Raw genomic sequence first — 21,219 nt, forward strand, 5'->3', positions numbered from 1 at the left:
TCTAATATTTATTTAATATGCTATAATAAATATTAGTGAGGTGAAGCGTATGCCAAAGACGTTGAACGAAATCAGACATGTTTTCGAAACACATGTTGGTGAAAGACTGACGCTAAAAGCAAGCGGCGGTCGTAAAAAGGTCGTAACCCGAATCGGAACGCTCGTTGAGACGTATCCTTCGGTGTTTGTAGTCAAGCTAGACGCAGAGCGCCACAATGTCGAGCGAGTTTCTTATAGCTACGCCGACGTGCTAACAGACTCCGTACAAATCGAATTTGCGAATTCGTAAACTTACCTTCCGAAGCGGACAAAATGTTCGCTTCTTTTTTTGTGGAAAGGTTGATACAATTCCTACAGGAAACGAACTAGAGGAGGAACGGCACGATGACGATTATTGTAAAGGCTCCGGCCAAGATCAACCTAGTCCTGGATGCGACGGCAAAGCGCCCGGACGGCTATCACGATGTACATATGGTGATGACGACAGTCGATTTGGCAGACCGTCTAGAATTGACGGAGCTGCCGTCAGGAGAAATTCGAATGAATGCCCAGCATGCTTACGTTCCGAACGACGAACGTAATCTTGCTTATAAAGCAGCAGCGATCTTAAAAGAAAAATACGACGTCAAGACAGGAGTAGAGATCTTTTTAGAGAAACACATTCCAGTTGCAGCCGGACTCGCTGGTGGATCCAGTGACGCGGCAGCGACGTTACGCGGATTAAATGAGTTGTGGCAACTCGGTTTGACGCTTGAAGAGTTGGCGGAAGTCGGCGCAGCAGTGGGCTCTGACGTCCCGTTTTGTGTCATGGGTGGAACAGCGATTGCAACGGGTCGCGGAGAGAAGCTAGAAAAACTTGTCTCACCACCCCCATGCTGGGTTGTTCTTGCTAAACCGACGATCGGTGTTTCAACAGCTGACGTCTATGGTGCCCTCGACTTGAACACGGCAAAACGTCCGAACGTCGAAGCAATGATTGATGCGGTGAAGGCGCAAGATTTCCAAGCCATCTGCCAATCACTCGGTAATGTTCTCGAAGCGGTCACGTTGCCGATGCACCCAGAAGTCGAGCAAATCAAGGAATTCATGGCAAGTTGTGGCGCAGAAGGCGTCTTGATGAGCGGAAGTGGTCCGACGGTCTTTGCTCTAACGGAGCATGAAAATCGGGCACAACGTCTCTATAATGGATTACGCGGCTTTTGTAACGAAGTCTACGTCGTTCGTCTTTTAGGCGAAAACCATTGATAATATCCGTATGAAAATGATATATTCACTATTGAATATTCGGAATTACGGAGAGGTGGAACGAAACAAATGAAAATTCGGAGAAGTGGTCGATTGGTCGACATGACGCGGTACTTGCTTGACCATCCCCATCATCTCGTCTCATTGACGATTTTTGCAGAACGTTATAAATCGGCGAAATCGTCGATCAGTGAAGATTTAGATATCGTCAGCGAGATGTTAGAACATGAGGGAACAGGTCGTCTCGTTACAGTACCAGGTGCTGCGGGTGGCGTCATGTTCATTCCAACGTGGAGCAGTAAGAAGGCGTTACCGTTCATCGATGATCTATGTGAACGTGTCGCTCGTCCAGACCGACTGTTACCGGGGGGATACCTTTATTTGACGGACTTACTTGGAGATCCGAAGATGGTCAAACAAATGGGACAAGTGTTTGCATCTGTCTTTAGCCAAAAGAAAGTCGATGTCGTCATGACGATCGCAACGAAGGGGATTCCACTTGCTTATGCAGTCGCTGAGCAACTTGGTGTACCGTTCGTCATCGTGCGTTCAGATAGTCGTGTTACGGAAGGATCAACAGTCAGCATCAACTATGTCTCGGGTTCTTCAAAAGCGATCCGGACGATGGCACTCGCGCGTCGAAGTTTACCACGTGGAGCGAATGTCTTATTGATTGATGACTTCATGAAAGCCGGCGGAACGATTCGCGGAATGATGAGTCTCTTAAGCGAGTTTGAAGCAAAGGTCGCAGGTGTTGGTGTTTTGATCGAGGCAGAGGGTGCTGAGAAGAAGATGGTCAACGAATACGTTAGCTTAATGAAATTAGCGGACGTCGACGTCGACCTTGGTCAAATCCAAGTTAAGCGTGGAAACGTCGACCACTATTTCTCAGAAGCTGAGACTACCTGAAATTGACAGCCGCATGGATTGTAACTATACTGTAATTATCAAACTTTTGGAAATTATGCGTAAAAAGATTGGGAAAGACTAAACCTTTGTTTGTTTTAAGCCGTAAGTAGAAGTAGACAACGAAGAGTTGTGACAACGGTTAAAGGGGTGCGGACAAAATGAACGTTACGGACGTTAAAATTCGTCGCGTCGTAGCAGAGGGTCGAATGAAAGCACTTGCCTCTATTACGCTCGACCACGAATTCGTGGTACATGATTTGCGTGTCATCGAAGGGAACAGTGGTCTCTTCGTCGCCATGCCAAGCAAACGAACGCAAGAAGGTATCTTCCGGGATGTCGCTCATCCAATCAATGCATTAATGCGAAAAAAGGTCGAAGATTCAGTACTCGAAGCCTATGCGGCACGTGAGGATCAAGAAGAAGGCGTCTGTTACGAAGTCTCTTCTGCCCAAACGACAGATCAAGCATAAGAAAAAGACAGGTTTCTCTTCTTGGGAAAACCTGTCTTTTTCTCGTTTTTTCATCGATTCCGCTTCGTCCCATCATTGAATAACGATGCCATTTTCGTTATAGTTGGAACGAGTGTACTATTTCAGAACGAAATCAACACTAATTTACGTGGAGGAGCGACAAGGATGAATCATTTCGCGGTAATTCTAGCAGCGGGTAAAGGAACTCGGATGAAATCTAAGCTTTACAAAGTACTTCACCCAGTCGCTGGGAAACCTATGGTACAGCACGTCGTCGATCAATTAGCGACGCTCGGCGTCAAGCGACAGGTCGTCATCGTCGGTCACGGTGCGGAATCCGTCAAAGAAGTGCTTGGCACATCGGTGGAATACGCACTTCAAAGTGAGCAGCTTGGCACAGGACATGCTGTTCAAATGGCAGAACCCGTACTCGGGAACGAACAGGGAGCAACGCTCGTCGTCTGTGGCGATACACCACTCTTGACGAGTGACACACTGGCTTCATTGTTACAACATCATGCGGAGACAAACGCAAAAGTGACCGTCTTGACGGCACTCGCTGACGATCCGACAGGTTACGGACGTATCGTTCGTGGCGGAGACGGAAACGTCTCGAAAATCGTCGAGCATAAGGATGCGAACGCAGAAGAGCTCGCGATTCGTGAAATCAATACCGGTACGTATGTATTCGATAATGAGATGTTGTTCGCAACGCTGAAGCAGGTTAAGAACGATAATGCGCAAGGTGAGTATTACTTACCAGACGTGATTGAGATTGCAAAGGCAGCAGGCGAGACGATCGCAGCGTATGCGGCACCTACGTTCGAAGAGACGATCGGTGTCAATGACCGCGTCGCACTTGCACAAGCAGAAACGTCGATGCGTAAGCGAACGAATGAGTACTGGATGCGTCAAGGTGTCACGTTCGTTGATCCGTCTTCGACGTACATCGGACCAGACGTCACGATTGGTTCAGATACTGTTCTCTATCCTGGTACGCAGTTGCTCGGTCAGACGGTCATTGGTTCAGAATGTACGATTGGTCCGAACTCGGATATCCGTAACAGTGAAGTGGCAGATGGCGCCATTGTTCGTCAATCCGTCGTCACGGATAGCAAGATTGGTCCAGCGGCACAAGTCGGTCCATTTGCGCATTTACGTCAGCAAGCGGTTCTCGGTGCGAACACACGCGTCGGAAACTTCGTTGAGATCAAGAAATCAACATTTGGCGAAGGTAGCAAATCAGCCCACTTGAGCTATGTCGGAGATGCAACAATCGGAGAGAACGTCAACCTCGGTTGTGGATCGATCACGGTCAACTATGATGGAAAAAATAAATTCCAGACGATCATTGAGGACGATGCCTTCATCGGCTGTAACGTCAACTTGATTGCACCGGTCACGGTCGGCAAGAATGCCCTTGTTGCTGCCGGATCAACCGTCACAGACGATGTGCCGGAAAACGGTCTCGCGATCGCACGGGAACGTCAAACGACGAAACCCGATTATCGTTAATTCATTACTTGTCGCTCTACTCGTCTAAACCCAAACAAATGGAGGCCACCTACACATGTCTACTGTCTTAGAACATGAAATTCGTATTTTCGCACTCAACTCGAACAAACCACTGGCAGAGGAAATCGCTAAAGTCATCGGAATCCCGGTCAGCGAAAGTTCAGTCAAACACTTCAGTGATGGCGAAATTTCGATGAACATCGAAGAAAGTGTCCGGGGGGATGATATTTACATCATTCAATCGACAAGCCAACCAGTCAACGAAAACCTGATGGAACTTCTCATCATGATCGATGCACTGAAACGGGCGTCTGCACGGACGATCAATGTCGTCATTCCGTATTACGGTTATGCGCGTCAAGATCGCAAAGCACGTTCACGTGAGCCAATCACGGCGAAACTCGTTGCGAACTTGCTTGAAGTAGCAGGGGCGACACGCGTCGTGACGATGGATCTCCATGCAGCACAAATCCAAGGGTTCTTCGATATTCCAGTAGATCAATTGATGGGTGTACCGCTTCTCGCTTCATATTTCGAGAAAAAGAACATCGATCCAAACGAACTCGTCATCGTTTCTCCAGACCATGGCGGTGTCACACGGGCACGTAAATTAGCAGAGCAATTAAAAGCACCAATCGCGATCATCGACAAACGCCGTCCGAAACCGAACGTCGCAGAAGTCATGAACATCGTTGGTCAAGTCGATGGCAAGATTGCCATCATCATCGATGACATCATCGATACAGCGGGTACGATCACACTTGCAGCGAACGCTTTGATCGAAAACGGAGCGAAACAAGTCTATGCATGTTGTACACACCCTGTTCTTTCAGGTCCGGCAATGGAGCGAATTGAGAACTCAGCGATCGAAGAACTCGTCGTCTTGAACACGATCGATTTAACACAACGCGAATGTGCAAGCAAAATCAAACAAATCTCTGTGGCACGCTTGCTTGCAGAAGCAATCATCCGTGTACACGAACAGAAATCAATCAGCCCGCTCTTCAGCTGATTGCTTATGCATACGAACGATGTGGTCCGGTTTATTGAAATCGGACCCTTGTTCGTTTACTTTTTTAAACAGAAATGAGGAATCGATATGAAATGTATCGTCGGATTAGGGAATCCTGGCGCGAAGTATGCGAATACGCGCCACAACATCGGTTTTCTTGCGATTGATGCCTTAGCGGAGAAACACGGGATCACGCTTTCAGAATCGAAGTTTAAAGCCCTCTTCGGAACGGGAATGATAAACGGAGAACGTGTCGTGCTCGTCAAGCCATTGACGTATATGAATTTATCAGGTGAAGCGGTGCGACCGTTACTTGATTTCTACAAGATCGCGGTCGAGGATGTGCTCGTCATCTATGATGATCTGGATTTACCACTTGAGAAATTGCGCTTGCGTTCGAAAGGCAGTGCAGGCGGTCATAACGGCGTCAAGTCGTTGATCCAGCACCTCGGGACGCAGGAAATCAAGCGTCTTAAACTCGGTGTTGGTCGACCACCGGCACCAATCCAAGTCATCGACTGGGTGTTAATGAATTTTTCGAAGGCGGAACAAGGAAGTCTGCAACACGTACTCAATGCGTCTGTCGATGTAGCGACGGACTTTATAGACACACCGTTTCTCGCTTTGATGAATCGGTATAACTGAACGCAACGCTTTGGGGGTTCCAAAGCGTTTTTGCTGTCGTGTTTTAGGAGGAAGAAGATGAAACAATTACAAGAACTCTTATTAGCGATTCCTGAAATCAAGACGGTTCGGGAACGCTTCCGGGACGGTGTCAACGCTCAGTTGATCACTGGTCTGATGAATAGTGGAAAGGCATTGTTCGTCGCCGGGATTTATCAGGAGACGAAACGTCGATTCGTACTCGTGACACATAATATGTTCCAAGCGCAAAAGTTGTACGATGATTTGATTGAACTCGTGCCGGAAGAAGACGTCATGCTCTATCCGGTTGATGAGACATTAGCCGCGGAACTTTCTTACGGGGCGAGTCCGGAACTGCGAGCAACGCGGATCGAAACCCGTCATCGTTTATTGACGACGGACGACGGGATCCTAATCATTCCGCTCGTTGGCTTACGCCGATATGTTCCGGGTGCAGAGACGTTCTTGTCGCACGTCAAACAGGTGAAGCCAGGCGACATCTTATCGATTCCAGACTTCGTCCAGGATTTAGTTGATGCGGGGTATGAGCGGACAGCGACCGTGACGACACCAGGTGAGTTTGCCGTTCGCGGGAGTATCATCGATATTTATCCGCTCACGGTTGAACGCCCGTACCGGCTCGATCTATTCGACGAGGAAATCGACTCGATCTATACATTCGATGCGGAGACTCAACGTTCGCTCGGTGTTGTCGCAGAAGCATGTTTGATGCCAGCAGCCGAACACTTCGCGACCAAGGATCAGTTAAAGGAGGCTGGCGAAAAAGTCCGTCGTCTTTATGAGGCGACGAAAGAGCGCGTCCAAAGTACGGAAGTCCTCGCGGCACTCGAAGAGGGGATTGCTTACGACGTCGAGTTGTTAGAAAACGGCGATCGTCCGAAACAGTTCGCGAAGTATGCACCAATCCTCTACACGTCGACGTTACGTCAAGACGTGACAGGCAGCGTCTTGATCGTCGATGAAGTCGCGCGGGTTGAAGAAGCGGCAGAAGTCCAGGATGCAGAGGAAGCAGAATGGATGGCGTCGCTCATTGAACGCGGACAAAGCGTCAGTGATTACGTCCTGTCCGTTCCGATGACACATGTCTTTGAAGGACAACCATTGTTGTACCTCTCGCTCCTTCCGACTCGTCGGAGCGGTGTACCGGAAAGTGCGGCAATCCATTTCAGCATCAAACCGATTGCGCCGTTCCATGGTCAGATGGAACGCCTGAAGCAAGAAGTCGAGCGATATCGTCGCGCTGACATGTGGATGGTCTTCTTAGCGAGTAACCGAGAACGTGCCGAGCGAATGCGCCAGACGTTATCCGATTATGGGGTTGAAGCCTCGATCGTAACGAAAGAAGGTATCACTCGTGGTCAACCAGCGATCCTGATTGGCGGAATTCATGGTGGATTCGAGATGACGAATGCGCGTCTCGTCGTCATCACAGAAGAAGAAGTCTTCAAGCAACCGGCGCGTCGCCGGAAGCAGACGACGAAGCTGACGAACGCTGAACGGATCAAGAGTTACCAAGAATTGAAGACAGGTGACTACGTCGTTCATATTCATCATGGAATTGGGCGGTACCATGGCATCAAGACGATTGATGTAGCCGGTAATCATCAGGATTATCTCCATCTCGTCTACGCAGGAGAGGACTCGTTGTATGTTCCTGTCGATCAGATCGACTTGATTCAAAAGTACGTCGGGGCTGAAGGGAAAGAGCCGAAAATCTATAAACTCGGTGGAACGGAATGGAAAAAGGTCAAAGCGAAGGTTCAAAAATCGGTCGAGGATATCGCTGATGAATTGATCAAGCTCTATGCAGCTCGTGAAGCTGCCGTCGGTTTTGCTTTCCCAGAGGATGACGATAACATGCAAGCGTTCGAGGCTTCCTTCCCATATGAGGAAACGGTCGATCAATTGCGATCAATTGCCGAGATCAAGAAAGATATGGAACGTCCGCGTCCGATGGATCGTCTATTATGTGGCGACGTCGGGTACGGGAAAACGGAAGTGGCGATTCGTGCAGCCTTTAAAGCAGTCATGTCTGGAAAACAAGTGGCATTGCTCGTACCGACGACCGTCCTTGCGCAACAACACTACGAAACAATGCTTGAACGATTCAGTGAATGGCCGATTCGTGTGTCGGTCATGAGCCGGTTCCGTTCGCCAGCAGAATTAAAGGCGACGAAACAAGGGTTAAAAGAAGGAACGATTGATGTCGTCGTTGGGACACACCGTGTGCTGTCGAAAGACGTCCAATTCGCTGATATCGGATTGTTGATCATTGATGAAGAGCAACGATTCGGTGTTAAACACAAAGAACGTCTGAAACAGTTGAAGACAAACGTCGATGTCTTGACGTTGACAGCGACACCGATTCCGCGGACATTGCACATGTCGATGATCGGAATCCGTGATCTCTCTGTCCTTGAGACACCACCGGAAAACCGTTATCCAGTCCAGACATACGTCATGGAATACGACGGAATCGTCATGCGGGAAGCACTCGAACGGGAACTCGGACGTGGTGGACAAGCATTCTTCCTCTACAACCGTGTCGAGGGCATCGAGCGAAAGGCAGAAGAGATTCGCGCCCTCGTACCGGAAGCACGAATTGTCACGGCTCACGGTCGAATGACGGAAACCGAACTCGAAAGTCAGCTAATCGCCTTCTTCGAAGGAGATGCCGACGTCCTTGTCAGTACGACGATCATTGAGACGGGGATTGATATCCCGAATGTCAATACGTTGATCGTTCATGACGCCGATCAAATGGGCTTATCACAGCTTTATCAATTACGTGGTCGTGTCGGTCGTTCAAGTCGCGTTGCCTACTCGTACTTTACGTACCGTCCGCAAAAACGATTGACGGAAGTGGCAGAAAGTCGTCTGCAGGCGATCAAGGAGTTCACGGAGCTCGGGAGTGGCTTTAAGATTGCAATGCGTGACTTGTCGATTCGCGGTGCCGGGAACTTACTCGGTTCGCAACAATCTGGATTCATCGATTCTGTTGGTTTCGATCTCTATTCGCAGATGCTTGCAGAAGCAGTCGAGGAGCGGAAAGAACGGATGAAAGGTAAAAAACGCATCCAGAAATTCGTTCCTGAGTTCACATTCAGCCTTGATGCCTATATTCCATCGCACTACATGACAGACTCCGAGCTGAAAATCGAGTTCTACAAACGTTTGAAATATGTTGATACCGTCGATAGTCTCGAACAACTCGAAACGGAAATGCTTGAACGATTCGGTGAGTTTCCGGATGAGGTCGCGCGTTTGATCCAGTTGACGCGAATGCGCATTTTCGCTGAACGGGCGCGTGTCGAGCGTGTTAAACAAACCGATCCGAAAATTGAGATCGTCTTATCGCTCCAATCGACACAACAACTCGATGTGGCGGACTTCGTTAAATGGACTGTTCCACTGGGACGTGGTCTTGGAATGGGACAACAAGAGGAGAAACTCGTCTTAACCCTCAACCGCAACAAACAGTCGACGCAACAGATGACGATGCAGGCAGAACAATTATTGGCGGAACTTGATCGCCGGCTCGTCGGGCGATGAATAGACGAACGATTGCGCAAGGCGCAGCACTGCTTGCGATCTCTAGTTATATCTCAAAATTGCTCAGCTTCTTTTACCGGATTCCGTATCAGAACCTCGCTGGTGATTTCGGATTGTACGTCTATCAGACCGTCTATCCATTATTTGCGATTGCGGCAGCGCTCGGCATTTATGCGCTGCCTGTCATCGTGGCGAAGTTGACGCTTCACCACCCGGATGAGAAACGAGAAGTTCTCTGGTCGATTTTTTATGTCTTACTTGCCATGACCGTCTTTTTCGGTCTGCTCGGATGGTGGATCGCCCCGACGCTCGCTGGGTGGTTCGGGGATGCAAAACTGGTTGTGCCCCTGCGTGCGGTAACATGTACGTTTTATTTACTACCCGTGATTGCTGTTCTACGAGGAATGTTCCAAGCAGATCTTGAGATGCGACCGACGGCTGTATCCCAAGTCTCTGAAAATGCCGTCCGTGTCGGACTATTGTTGCTCGTGACGTATATCGGTGTCTCGATGCAGGCGGACCCCTACTGGATTGGTGCGAGCGCTCATTTAACGGCGATTGGCGGCAGCATCGTTTCGTTATTCGTCCTGTTACGCTTTGCGAAAGGGAAAATCGGTCGTCCGGTATTTTCGAGTATTCATATAAGACGTGTCGGAAAAGTGCTGGTGACAAGCGGTGTAGCAGTTAGTATCGCATCACTTGCCTTGTTGCTGATGCAATTGATTGATGGATTAACGTTCGTCAATCTACTTGGTAATACGACGGAAACAAAAATCGAAAAAGGAATACTCGACCGTGGGTATCCGTTACTGCAATTCGCGATTCTGTTTGCGACTTCGATGAGTCTTGCGAGTGTGCCAGCCTTGTCGACCGCATACCGGAAACACGATCCACAGATGATGCGTCAACAACTCGAGACATTACTCCGTTCCGGTTTATTGATTGCCGCTGCAGCGACGATCGGGCTAATGGGTGTGATGCGTCCGCTCAATATTGCGTTATATCAAAATGATCAAGGAACAGCGGGATTGATTTGGCTCGCGGCGACGGCATTTGCCGCATCGATCGCGATGATGATCGTCTCTTGTCTCCAGTCGGTTGATGCTGAAAAATATGCGCTCATCGGTGTTCTTATCGGATTAGGGGCGAAGCTTACTCTGAACCTCTATTTCATTCCCCGATATGGTATGATCGGGGCGGGTATGGCGACATTTGGCGGTTTTGCCGTCATGGCGGCAGCACAATGGATTTTATTGAACCGGAAGTTCGGTCGTGTATCTGCGGGAACTGTTTTTTATCGAAGACTGGTCTTACCTGTGCTTACCATGGGTGTGTTTCTGTATCTGATCGAGACGTTTTTCCAGCTGTTTGAGCTTGAGACACGAATCGGTGCGGCACTCGAAGTCGGCGTTCTTGTCGTCGGTGGTGCCATCATTTATGGCAGTATGGCGTTACGCTTTCGTGCCTTATCAGAACAAGAGTGGGCGTTATTGCCTTTAGGAGATAAGTTATATCAGATGTACCAACGTAGGAGGAGCATATGACACACCGAATTACGATCGTCGGCCTTGGCGTCGGCGAACTCGAACAATTGCCGTTTGGCATCTATCGATTATTAAAAAACACGACACAACCTGTCTATTTGCGGACAGTGGATCATCCAGTCGTTTCAGAACTTGCAGCAGAGGGAATGAACTTTACATCATTTGACTCAGTTTATGAACGACATAGTCGGTTTGAAGACGTATATACAGAAATCGTCGAGGAATTGCTTCGTCTTTCTGAAACGGCAGACATCATCTATGCCGTTCCAGGACATCCATTAGTCGCTGAGAGTACTGTGCAACAGTTGTTGCAACGGACAGACAATGTCGATGTCGTAGGGGGACAAAGTTTTCTCGATCCGATGTTCGCTGCACTTGGGGTGGATCCGATTGAAGGATTCCAGTTACTTGATGCAACGGCATTTGCTGTCGATGAAGCACAGATTCGTCAACATCTACTGATTGGGCAAGTCTATGACGCGCTCGTCGCTGGCGACTTAAAAGTCCAGTTGATGGAACGTTATCCGGACGAACATCTCGTCACTCTTGTCACAGCAGCAGGTACGAGTCAGCAAACCGTTCAAAATGTACCGTTATATGAACTTGATCATGTGACGACGCTCAGTAACTTAACGACGGTCTATGTACCACCGGTTACGGATGAGCAGACGTTGAATCGTGACTTCGCGACTTTAAAAGAGATTATCGCGCGATTACGCGGTGAAGGTGGTTGCCCGTGGGATCAAGAGCAGACGCATGAGTCCTTAAAACGACATTTAATCGAAGAATCTTACGAATTACTGGAAGCAATCGACCTTCAGGACGATAACTTAATGATAGAAGAACTAGGAGACGTCCTCTTACAGGTCATGCTCCACGCACAAATTGGTCTAGATGAAGGGTATTTTGATATTCGAGACGTCATCGGAAGCGTCAGCGATAAGATGATTCGTCGCCATCCCCATGTCTTCGGGGAAACGACTGTTGATTCTTCAGCAGACGTTGTGTCGAACTGGCAAGACATCAAAGCACAAGAAAAACCGGAGCGGACTTCTTTACTTGATGGTGTGACAAAAGGAGCACCTGCTTTGATGCGCGCAGAAGACATTCAAAAGAAAGTGGCGAAAGTCGGTTTCGAGTGGGCAGATGTCGAGGGGGCACTTGAAAAAGTGATCGAAGAGTTACATGAATTGAAAGAAGCAGCCCCAGAAGAACGACTCGGAGAATTTGGAGACGTCCTGTTCTCGATAACACTCGTCGGAAAATACCTCGGTCTATCGGCAGAAGAAGGATTACAACGAACGAATGATAAATTTATTCGCCGTTTTACACGGATGGAACAACTAGCGGATCGACCGCTCGTTGAGATGACGCTTGAAGAGCAAGATTCACTCTGGCATCAAGCGAAGCAGGAGGAACAGTCATGAGACTTGATAAATTTTTAAAAGTATCGCGTCTGATCAAACGACGGACGCTTGCGAAAGAAGTTGCTGATCAAGGTCGGATTACGATCAATGGTAATGTAGCGAAAGCAAGTAGCACGGTAGCAGCAGGTGATGAGATGACGATTCGGTTCGGAAATAAGATCGTGACAGTTGCGATTTCAAGCATTAAAGAACATGCGAAAAAAGAAGAAGCATCTGATATGTATGAAATCATCCGTGAAGAAAAGATGAATTCCGAAGAATCGATGTAATTTACCGGAAAAAGGAAGTATACTAAAGAGTGTCAGGGATGACCACTCAGAAAGAGGAGGGATGATATGCCAACACCGCTCGAATCAGGGCGTCAAACGCCAAAGATCAAGCCGCTCAATGACCGTAAGAAGCAATTGAGTCAGAATGCTATTGAAAACCGTCGACGTCTCAAAAATCGCTTTTTCTTGTGTCTGACCGTCTTTTTGCTCATCTTTTCCCTCATGGGGTGGTCATACATGGAAAAACGGCAATTGATCGCAGAACAAAAGCAGTCATTTCAAGTAGCTGAACAGGAGCAGACGAAAGCAAAAAAAGAGACTGCTCGTCTGAAAGAAGAAATCAATCGTCTCAATGATAAAGAATATGTGGCGAACTTAGCCCGGAGTGAGTTGCTCTATTCGAAAAAAGGAGAAACGATCTTCTACTTTTCACCTGAAGACTAATTGAAGGTTGCCGATTGATTGAAAAAAGAATGAATCACTCGTATAATAAGAAACGAATCAACTAAAAAGGAGCAATACAATTTATGTCGATTGAAGTAGGCAGCAAAGTGCAAGGGAAAGTAACAGGCATCACGAATTTCGGAGCGTTCGTTGAGTTACCAACAGGGAAAACTGGTCTTGTTCACATTAGTGAAGTGGCAGATTCTTATGTTAAGGACATCAATGATGTATTAACGGTTGGTCAAGAAATCACCGTTAAAGTCTTAAGTGTTGAAAACGATGGTAAGATTGGTCTTTCCATTAAAAAAGCCGTCGATCGTCCAGAAGGTGAACGCCCACGTCCAGCACGTCAGTTCGATCGTGGACCACGTCCAGCAGGACAAGATCGCGGACCACGTTCGTTCGATAACAAAGGACCGCGTGGAGGCGGTAATCGTGGAGGCTTCAACAAAGGTGGCCGTAATACACCACCACCGCGCAAAGAACAATCGTTCGATACGTTGATGTCTAGTTTCCTGAAAGATAGTGAAGATCGTCTTGCTACATTGAAACGTCAAACGGATTCAAAACGTGGCGGGCGCGGCGCAAAACGTCAATAACTTGCTGACCTGTTCTTTATAAGAATAGAGATGGAATGACGCCGTTCATTCCATCTTTTATTTTTTTAAAATTATTTTTATAAAAAGCGTTGACTTTCATTTGACCTGCCCGTATTATAGAAAATGTGCTTAAGACGCACGAGTTAAAAATATGGCGGTGTAGCTCAGCTGGCTAGAGCGTACGGTTCATACCCGTGAGGTCGTGGGTTCGACTCCCTCCGCCGCTACCATATTTTTTTTGGCCCGTTGGTCAAGCGGTTAAGACACCGCCCTTTCACGGCGGTAACACGGGTTCGAATCCCGTACGGGTCATTCTCAAAAAGCTATCTCTATTATATAGAGATAGCTTTTTTTAGGTTTTAACGGAAAGGGGTGAAGTCGTAATGGAAGGTGTACCGTTTGAACCGCTCCTAGTCGGAGTGTCTGGAGGATGTGACTCGATGGTACTCGTCGATCGGTTGTATCGAGAAGGGTATGACATTGCAATTGCACATGTGCATCACGGATTACGAGAAGCATCCGACGAAGAAGCACATTTTATCGAAGACTGGGCAGCAACTCGAAAGATTTTGTTTTTCATGACGCGTTTAGACTGGGCAGGACGTACGAGCTCTCAAGCAGCATGTCGTGAGGAACGGTATGCATTTTTTGAGCGCATCATGGAAGAGACCGGACGCTCGCGTCTTGTTCTCGCCCATCATCAAGATGATCAAATCGAGACGTTGCTCATTCAGCTCGTTCGAGGAGAAGCACAAGTTGATGGGATTCCTGTCATTCGTCCGTTTGGTAACGGTTGGTTACATCGACCGTTACTATATGAATCGAAGCAAGCATTACTCGATTATGCATGGCAACATGAGGTACCGTGGCGAGAGGATGCATCAAATGCAGAAACAACCTATTTACGAAATCAAATTCGGCATACTATTTTTCCTCTGTTGAGAGATATTCGTCCTGGTTTTGAACAGGCAGCAGCAGCAGCAGCACATGCGCGACAGCAAATCATGCGTGAGCAGGCAACATTCGTCGCGACCTATCTCGACCGGTGTAAGGAAACAAACGGAATTCCGGTCGCACGTATTTTAGAATTGCCGACGGATTTACAACGGCTCGTCTTGCCGACGTTAACGGGCGATACGTTTTCTTCCGAAACGATTCGTCACTTTGTTACATGGCTTCAGGTGGATAAGGGCTCGGACGAAGTGTATTATGGAAACTGGAGGATGCGACGTGCATATGGCTTTTTGATGCAAGATCGTGTGATACGGTCAATGAATGACGATTTACCGTTTCAAGTAGGGGAGAATTTGGGAACGTATCATTATGGTGAACAAATTCTTCGCTTCTCAATTGGAACGCACGGGATCCCACTGGACGCGATTACGTTTCCGTTGACGGTACGTCCGCCACGTCCGGGAGATCGGATTCAACTTGCTGTTGGTTCGAAAAAAGTCAGTCGAATTCTGATTGATGCGAAGGTTCCACGTTATCTCCGGGAACAAGTGCCGGTCGTCGTCGATGCAAATGGAGTGATTTTAGCCGTCATTGGACATCGAATTGCAATATTCGGGTCATTTGAACTCCTCGCAAAATCTTATTTAATGATAGAATGGTAATGTAGTGTTTATTATGGAGGAGGAATACCTAGCATGACCTTGATGAACGATATGGAAAAAGTATTGATTTCAGAAGAAGAGATCCAAAATAAAGTGGGCGAACTCGCCGGCGATTTGACAGCGGATTATCACGATCGTTTTCCGTTGCTTGTGTGTGTCTTAAAAGGCGCAATGCCTTTCATGTCCGATCTTGTCAAAAAGATGGATATGCACCTTGAAATGGACTTCATGGACGTTTCGACGTATCACGGTGGGACAACATCAACCGGTGAAGTCAAGATTGAAAAAGATTTGAACACATCTGTAGAAGGACGCGACATCTTGATTGTCGAAGATATCATCGACAGCGGATTGACGCTTGGTTACCTCGTAGACCTCTTCAAGTACCGGAAAGCGAAGTCCGTTAAAATCGTGACATTGCTCGACAAACCGACAGGACGGAAAAATGACTTGCATGCAGATTACAGCGGCTTCGTCATTCCACACGAATTCGTCGTCGGGTATGGTCTGGATTACGAAGAGAAATACCGTAACCTTCCGTATGTAGGTGTCTTGAAACCTGCAGTCTACGGTGGCTAATTATTTTTAATCTCGTCTGTCCCATGATAAGATGAAACCAATTACAAAGCGCGCCCTGTCGCGCCAGGATTCGTATTCATCCATTAGAAAAACGAGATGGATGCGGAGAGGAGGCATAAGATGAACCGAGCAGTGAAGAATACCCTCGTGTTTGGGGTCATTTTTCTAGCTTTGATCTTGTTTCTGCAATACTTGCAGAGTCCAGTGAACAAAAGCAAAGAAATCAATTACACACAGTTTGTCGAGTCTGTTGAAAAAGGTGAAATCAAGACGGCTACCTTCCAGTATGAAGGCCAGACGTATAATGTGACAGGAGATTTGCGTGCAAAAGATTCGACGTATGAAACAGTCGTACCGGCTGTTGATACGGAACTAACGGATCTCTACACGCAATTGAAAAGCCAAGGAGTCAAGATGGACTTCAAGGCAGCAGAAACGAATGGTGGTTGGATCGCGTTACTAACGACGATCGTTCCATTCATCATCATCTTCATCCTCTTCTTCTTCTTGATTAATCAAGCACAAGGTGGCGGTGGTGGCGGTCGCGTCATGAACTTCGGGAAATCGAAGGCACGCCTCTACGATACAGAGAAGAAAAAGATTACGTTTGATGATGTAGCCGGCGCAGACGAAGAGAAACAAGAACTCGTCGAAGTCGTCGAATTCTTAAAAGATCCGCGTAAATTCGCGAAGCTCGGTGCCCGTATTCCGAAAGGGGTTCTCCTCGTGGGTCCTCCAGGTACAGGTAAAACGTTGCTCGCGCGTGCTGCAGCTGGTGAAGCTGGCGTACCATTCTTCTCGATTTCAGGTTCTGACTTCGTTGAGATGTTCGTTGGTGTCGGGGCATCACGTGTTCGTGACTTGTTCGAAAACGCGAAGAAAAACGCACCATGTATCATCTTCATTGATGAAATCGATGCTGTCGGTCGTCAACGGGGCGCAGGTCTCGGTGGTGGACATGATGAGCGTGAGCAGACATTGAACCAACTTCTCGTCGAGATGGATGGATTCAGTGAAAACGAAGGCATCATCATGATCGCAGCAACGAACCGTGCTGATATTCTTGACCCTGCGTTACTCCGTCCAGGTCGTTTTGACCGTCAAATCACGGTTGATCGTCCAGATGTCGTCGGTCGTGAAGCAGTCTTGAAAGTACACGCGCGGAACAAACCGCTTGATTCAACGGTTGATTTAAAAGCCATCGCACAACGGACGCCTGGATTCTCGGGTGCGGATCTTGAAAACCTTCTAAACGAAGCAGCACTTGTTGCCGCTCGGGCAGATCGTGATAAGGTCTCGATCGTCGATCTCGAAGAAGCGATTGACCGTGTTATCGCTGGACCAGCGAAGAAGAGCCGGATCATCTCGCCGAAAGAGAAAAAAATCGTCGCATGGCATGAAGCTGGACATACGATCATCGGTGTCACGCTAGACGATGCGGACGAAGTACACAAAGTAACAATCGTTCCTCGTGGTAACGCGGGCGGATACGTCGTCATGTTGCCAAAAGAAGATCGTTACTTCATGACGAAGCCGGAACTCGAAGATAAGATTACTGGATTGCTCGGTGGTCGCGTTGCAGAGGACATCGTCTTCGGAGAAGTCTCGACTGGAGCAAGCAATGACTTCCAGCGTGCGACAGGTCTTGCACGGAAAATGGTCATGGAGTTCGGAATGAGTGAAAAACTCGGACCGCTTCAATTCGGATCAGGTCAAAGCGGTAACGTCTTCCTCGGCCGTGATTTCCAAAACGAACAGAATTACTCGGATGCGATTGCACACGAAATCGATACGGAAATCCAAGCGATCATCAACCGCTGTTACCAAAAAGCGAAAGATATCTTGACTGAGAAACGCGATCAGCTCGACTTGATTGCAACGACGTTGCTTGAAGTCGAAACACTTGATCAAAAACAAATTCACCATCTCTTAGAGACAGGCGAATACAAAAAACATGAACCAGAAGCAACGACTCCAAAAGCAGAAGAGAAAGCACCGGAATCGACAGATGCAACCGTCGATCAACCGACAGAGTCTCCAACGCAAATGGGTTCAGTCGTTGACGAAGGACAAAATGTAGATACGGATACACCAGATACGCCGCGTCGCGACGATCAAGTGTAAACGGATGGAACGGATTCGATCTCGCATCGAATCCGTTCTTTTTTGTTACAGACCGAGCGAATACACATCGGTAGGTGTGACCATACGAGCATGGTATAATCACAACGTATATCATTCCGAGCGTGAAACAACGGAATATAAAAAGAAGCATGAAAATCGAGAAGAAGCGGGGAAATAAGCAAATGATTTTAGTCATCGATGTCGGAAATACGAATATCGTCTTAGGTGTCTATCAAGGACAAGAGTTGATCGAGCATTGGCGGATTGCGACAGACCGGACACGGACGACGGACGAATACGGTATGCTCGTCAAAGCGTTGTTTCGTGACGCAGAGCTAAACGTGGAAGAAATCGAGGGAATCGTGTTATCATCTGTCGTACCCCCCGTCGTGTTTCCACTAGAAAATATGTGTGTGCGTTACTTTAAACGCCGTCCGTTTTTGATTGGACCAGGAATCAAGACAGGACTCGATTTAAAAGTCGATAATCCACGGGAAGTGGGAGCCGATCGAATCGTCAATGCAGTAGCGGCGACGGCGAAATATGAGGGACCGATGATCATCGTCGATTTTGGAACAGCGACGACGTACTGTTACATCGATGCACAAAAACGGTATTACGGCGGCATCATCTCACCGGGTGTGATGGTTGCGACCGAGGCACTCTATAATAAGGCAGCAAAATTGCCGCGAATTGAAATTGCGAAACCGCAGTCAACCATCGGACGAAATACGATCCATGCGATGCAATCGGGTACGTATTTCGGATATGTGGCGCAGGTGGACGGACTCGTTCACCGGATGAAAGAAGAAATGGGTGAAGCGAAGGTCATTGCGACCGGTGGTTTAGCCCGACTAATCAGCGAGGAATCCACGATGATTGAGATCGTCGATCCATTCTTGACGTTAGATGGATTACGGATTATCTACGAACGAAATAAGTGAGGGATTAAGATGAAACGGAAAGAATTATTAGCACAATTAAAAGATGATTATTTAGTACGGGCGTTAGGCTTCAATGGAGAAGTTCGTGCATTTGCGATCCGTTCGACAAAAACGGTCTATGAAGCACAACTTCGTCACCAGACGACACCGGTCGTCACGGCAGCGCTCGGTCGGACACTAACAATCGGCGCGATGATGGGTACGATGCAAAAAGGCGATACACGTGTCACATTGAAAGTCGAAGGCGATGGACCAATCGGAAAAATCATCGTCGATGCCGATGCAAAAGGGGTCGTTCGTGGATATGTCAGTCGTCCCCGCGTCGAGATGGATACGTACGTCAATGCAGACGGTCTGACGAAATTAAAAGTCGGTGAAGCGGTCGGTCGCGGAAACATCTCTGTCATCAAGGATCTCGGGTTGCGTGACTTTGTCGGTGGTCAATCTCCGATTCAAACCGGTGAGATCAGCGAAGACTTCACGTATTACTTCGCTGTATCGGAACAAAGTCCATCAGTCGTTGGAGCTGGCGTTCTCGTTTACCCAGAAGACGAATCGGTCATTGCAGCAGGTGGTTTGATCGTTCAATTGATGCCGGGCGCATCGGAAGAGACGATCGCAGCGCTTGAAAAACGTGTCGGAGCTCTTAAACCAATCTCCATTCTCGTCGGTGAGGAAAAAACACCCGAAGAAATGTTAGAACTCGTTCTCGGTGACTACGAACATCTTGATACGATTCCGGTGTCATTCGAATGTACGTGTGACCGCGACAAATTAGCAACAGCGATTATTGCCCTTGGACCAGATGAGATTCAAGCGATGATTGATGAAGATGGTGGCGCGGAAGCTGTTTGTCACTTCTGTTCAGAGCATTATCACTATGATGTTCCAGAATTAGAGGAACTTCGCGAAAAATCACTCGAAAGAGCATAAGAGGGATCCGATATGGGGAATGTACAACCTAAGTACTTGTGGATGTTGATCTTCATCTTATTGTTGACGAATTTCATGACCGGCGCTTATGCCTTCATGGGTGAGCTCCCTAAGGTCGATTCTCCTAAAATCGTTCAGGACAGTATTGGTGGTCCGCTTGAGGATGTCATCGCCGAAGTCGGTGATGAAAAAATCACCCGAGCAATGGTCTATCAGACGATGCGAACGGAACAAGAGAAGCAGACAATCGATCGTTTGATTCAAGAAGCGGTCGAGCGCCAGACAAAGGATGGAAAAAAGCCGGAAGTTAAACGCTTTGATTGACAGATTTCATCCAGTCCGCTGATAATTAATCTATCGGATTACTTGGAATTCAAGCGGTTCACTAATGAGGAGGAATGGTCATGCGTATTGCGAATTCAGTATTAGATTTAGTCGGTCGGACACCGATCGTCAAGTTACATCATCTAACGGGTCCTGAGGATGCAGATGTATATCTGAAACTGGAGTACATGAACCCTGGATCGAGCGTAAAAGACCGGATCGCGTTATCAATGATTGAAGCGGCAGAAGAAGCAGGTCAACTTAAAGAGGGAGATACGATCATCGAGCCGACGAGTGGGAACACGGGTATCGGACTAGCGATGGTCGCTTCGGCGAAGGGATACCGTTCCATCCTCGTCATGCCGGAAACAATGAGCATGGAACGTCGGACGTTGCTTCGCGCCTATGGTGCGGAATTGATTTTGACGCCAGGTCCTGAAGGGATGAAGGGTGCGATCGCTCGCGCGACAGCGGAAGCGGAAGAGCACGGTTACTTCATGCCGCAACAATTCAATAACGGTGCCAATCCAGTCGTTCATGAAAAAACGACAGGTCCTGAAATCGTCGAAGCGTTCGAAGGCATGCAACTCGATGCGTTCATCGCGGGAATCGGAACCGGTGGAACGATCACGGGTGCTGGTAAAGTGTTGCGCGATGCTTTCCAAGGCATTGAAATCATTGCTGTTGAACCAACGGATTCACCGGTCTTATCAGGTGGTAAACCGGGGCCGCATAAACTGCAAGGTATCGGTGCTGGATTCGTACCGTCGATTCTCGATACAGATATTTATGATGGTGTCGAGCAAATCACGACGGAAGAAGCATTTGATCACGCACGCCAAGCAGCGAAGACGAACGGTGTCTTAGGCGGTATCTCGTCAGGTGCTGCGATTGCAGCGGCACTGAAGACGGCAAAACGTCTCGGCAAAGGAAAAAATGTTCTCGCGATCATTCCTTCGAACGGTGAGCGGTACTTAAGTACACCGCTGTATCAAGTCGAGGAAGAAGCAGATCAATCGAAGTAATCCATCATACGTACACGGAAGT

The 21,219-nt window shown here is 48.0% G+C and carries 20 protein-coding genes and 2 tRNA genes; all 22 read left to right on the top strand.

Going from position 1 to position 21,219, the window contains the following annotated elements; genetic code table 11:
- Positions 1–49: 49 nt before the first annotated feature.
- The gene (locus BW42_RS15790) at positions 50–289 is read left to right on the top strand and encodes a Veg family protein (RefSeq protein ID WP_012368950.1); all 240 of its coding nucleotides are present in this window, start codon (positions 50–52) and stop codon (positions 287–289) included.
- A 95-nt stretch (positions 290–384) separates the two neighbouring features.
- Complete coding sequence (ispE, locus tag BW42_RS15795) at positions 385–1,245, top strand: 4-(cytidine 5'-diphospho)-2-C-methyl-D-erythritol kinase (protein WP_035413228.1); 861 nt, start codon at positions 385–387, stop codon at positions 1,243–1,245.
- A 69-nt stretch (positions 1,246–1,314) separates the two neighbouring features.
- Positions 1,315–2,154, top strand: coding sequence for a pur operon repressor (purR, locus tag BW42_RS15800; RefSeq protein WP_023466544.1), 840 nt, complete (start codon positions 1,315–1,317; stop codon positions 2,152–2,154).
- Positions 2,155–2,312: 158 nt separating this feature from the next.
- Positions 2,313–2,624 (top strand): septation regulator SpoVG, encoded by a 312-nt coding sequence (spoVG, locus tag BW42_RS15805; RefSeq protein WP_035413231.1) that lies wholly within the window; start codon positions 2,313–2,315, stop codon positions 2,622–2,624.
- A gap of 165 nt (positions 2,625–2,789) precedes the next feature.
- Positions 2,790–4,139, top strand: a complete 1,350-nt coding sequence (gene glmU / locus BW42_RS15810) for a bifunctional UDP-N-acetylglucosamine diphosphorylase/glucosamine-1-phosphate N-acetyltransferase GlmU (RefSeq protein WP_035413233.1) — start codon at positions 2,790–2,792, stop codon at positions 4,137–4,139.
- Positions 4,140–4,194: 55 nt separating this feature from the next.
- Positions 4,195–5,151, top strand: a complete 957-nt coding sequence (locus BW42_RS15815; RefSeq protein WP_012368955.1) for a ribose-phosphate diphosphokinase — start codon at positions 4,195–4,197, stop codon at positions 5,149–5,151.
- Positions 5,152–5,238: 87 nt separating this feature from the next.
- On the top strand, positions 5,239–5,796 hold the full coding sequence (gene pth / locus BW42_RS15820) for an aminoacyl-tRNA hydrolase (RefSeq protein WP_035413235.1): 558 nt from the start codon (positions 5,239–5,241) through the stop codon (positions 5,794–5,796).
- A 57-nt stretch (positions 5,797–5,853) separates the two neighbouring features.
- On the top strand, positions 5,854–9,369 hold the full coding sequence (gene mfd, locus BW42_RS15825; protein WP_035413238.1) for a transcription-repair coupling factor: 3,516 nt from the start codon (positions 5,854–5,856) through the stop codon (positions 9,367–9,369).
- A complete protein-coding gene (locus BW42_RS15830; protein ID WP_035413242.1) occupies positions 9,366–10,913 on the top strand; it encodes a polysaccharide biosynthesis protein in 1,548 nt (515 codons plus the stop codon). The genes mfd and BW42_RS15830 overlap by 4 nt, the downstream gene beginning before the upstream one ends.
- Complete coding sequence (mazG, locus tag BW42_RS15835; RefSeq protein WP_035413243.1) at positions 10,910–12,340, top strand: nucleoside triphosphate pyrophosphohydrolase; 1,431 nt, start codon at positions 10,910–10,912, stop codon at positions 12,338–12,340. The genes BW42_RS15830 and mazG overlap by 4 nt, the downstream gene beginning before the upstream one ends.
- Positions 12,337–12,609, top strand: a complete 273-nt coding sequence (locus BW42_RS15840; protein ID WP_035413245.1) for an RNA-binding S4 domain-containing protein — start codon at positions 12,337–12,339, stop codon at positions 12,607–12,609. Before mazG ends, BW42_RS15840 begins: the two co-directional genes overlap by 4 nt.
- A 66-nt stretch (positions 12,610–12,675) precedes the next feature.
- Complete coding sequence (locus BW42_RS15845) at positions 12,676–13,053, top strand: septum formation initiator family protein (protein ID WP_035413247.1); 378 nt, start codon at positions 12,676–12,678, stop codon at positions 13,051–13,053.
- A gap of 83 nt (positions 13,054–13,136) precedes the next feature.
- Positions 13,137–13,652 carry a S1 domain-containing RNA-binding protein gene (locus tag BW42_RS15850; protein ID WP_035413250.1) on the top strand — a complete coding sequence of 172 codons (516 nt, stop codon included), beginning with the start codon at positions 13,137–13,139 and terminating at the stop codon, positions 13,650–13,652.
- Positions 13,653–13,805: 153 nt separating this feature from the next.
- Positions 13,806–13,882 (top strand) — tRNA-Met (locus BW42_RS15855).
- Between the two features lie 10 nt (positions 13,883–13,892).
- Positions 13,893–13,964, top strand: a tRNA-Glu gene (locus tag BW42_RS15860).
- A gap of 71 nt (positions 13,965–14,035) precedes the next feature.
- Complete coding sequence (gene tilS / locus BW42_RS15865) at positions 14,036–15,268, top strand: tRNA lysidine(34) synthetase TilS (RefSeq protein WP_035413253.1); 1,233 nt, start codon at positions 14,036–14,038, stop codon at positions 15,266–15,268.
- Positions 15,269–15,301: 33 nt separating this feature from the next.
- Entirely contained in the window at positions 15,302–15,847 is a 546-nt protein-coding gene (gene hpt / locus BW42_RS15870; RefSeq protein WP_035413256.1) for a hypoxanthine phosphoribosyltransferase, read from the top strand.
- A 120-nt stretch (positions 15,848–15,967) separates the two neighbouring features.
- The gene (gene ftsH / locus BW42_RS15875; protein ID WP_035413259.1) at positions 15,968–17,971 is read left to right on the top strand and encodes an ATP-dependent zinc metalloprotease FtsH; all 2,004 of its coding nucleotides are present in this window, start codon (positions 15,968–15,970) and stop codon (positions 17,969–17,971) included.
- Between the two features lie 182 nt (positions 17,972–18,153).
- Positions 18,154–18,915 (top strand): type III pantothenate kinase, encoded by a 762-nt coding sequence (locus BW42_RS15880; RefSeq protein WP_035413293.1) that lies wholly within the window; start codon positions 18,154–18,156, stop codon positions 18,913–18,915.
- 9 nt (positions 18,916–18,924) lie between these two features.
- Positions 18,925–19,848 (top strand): Hsp33 family molecular chaperone HslO, encoded by a 924-nt coding sequence (gene hslO, locus BW42_RS15885; RefSeq protein ID WP_035413261.1) that lies wholly within the window; start codon positions 18,925–18,927, stop codon positions 19,846–19,848.
- A gap of 12 nt (positions 19,849–19,860) precedes the next feature.
- The gene (locus tag BW42_RS15890; RefSeq protein ID WP_035413262.1) at positions 19,861–20,172 is read left to right on the top strand and encodes a hypothetical protein; all 312 of its coding nucleotides are present in this window, start codon (positions 19,861–19,863) and stop codon (positions 20,170–20,172) included.
- Positions 20,173–20,252: 80 nt separating this feature from the next.
- Positions 20,253–21,197, top strand: a complete 945-nt coding sequence (gene cysK / locus BW42_RS15895; protein WP_035413265.1) for a cysteine synthase A — start codon at positions 20,253–20,255, stop codon at positions 21,195–21,197.
- Positions 21,198–21,219: the final 22 nt, after the last annotated feature.

Origin of the sequence: Exiguobacterium sp. RIT341 (assembly GCF_000632205.1) — a bacterium.
GTDB lineage: Bacteria > Bacillota > Bacilli > Exiguobacteriales > Exiguobacteriaceae > Exiguobacterium_A.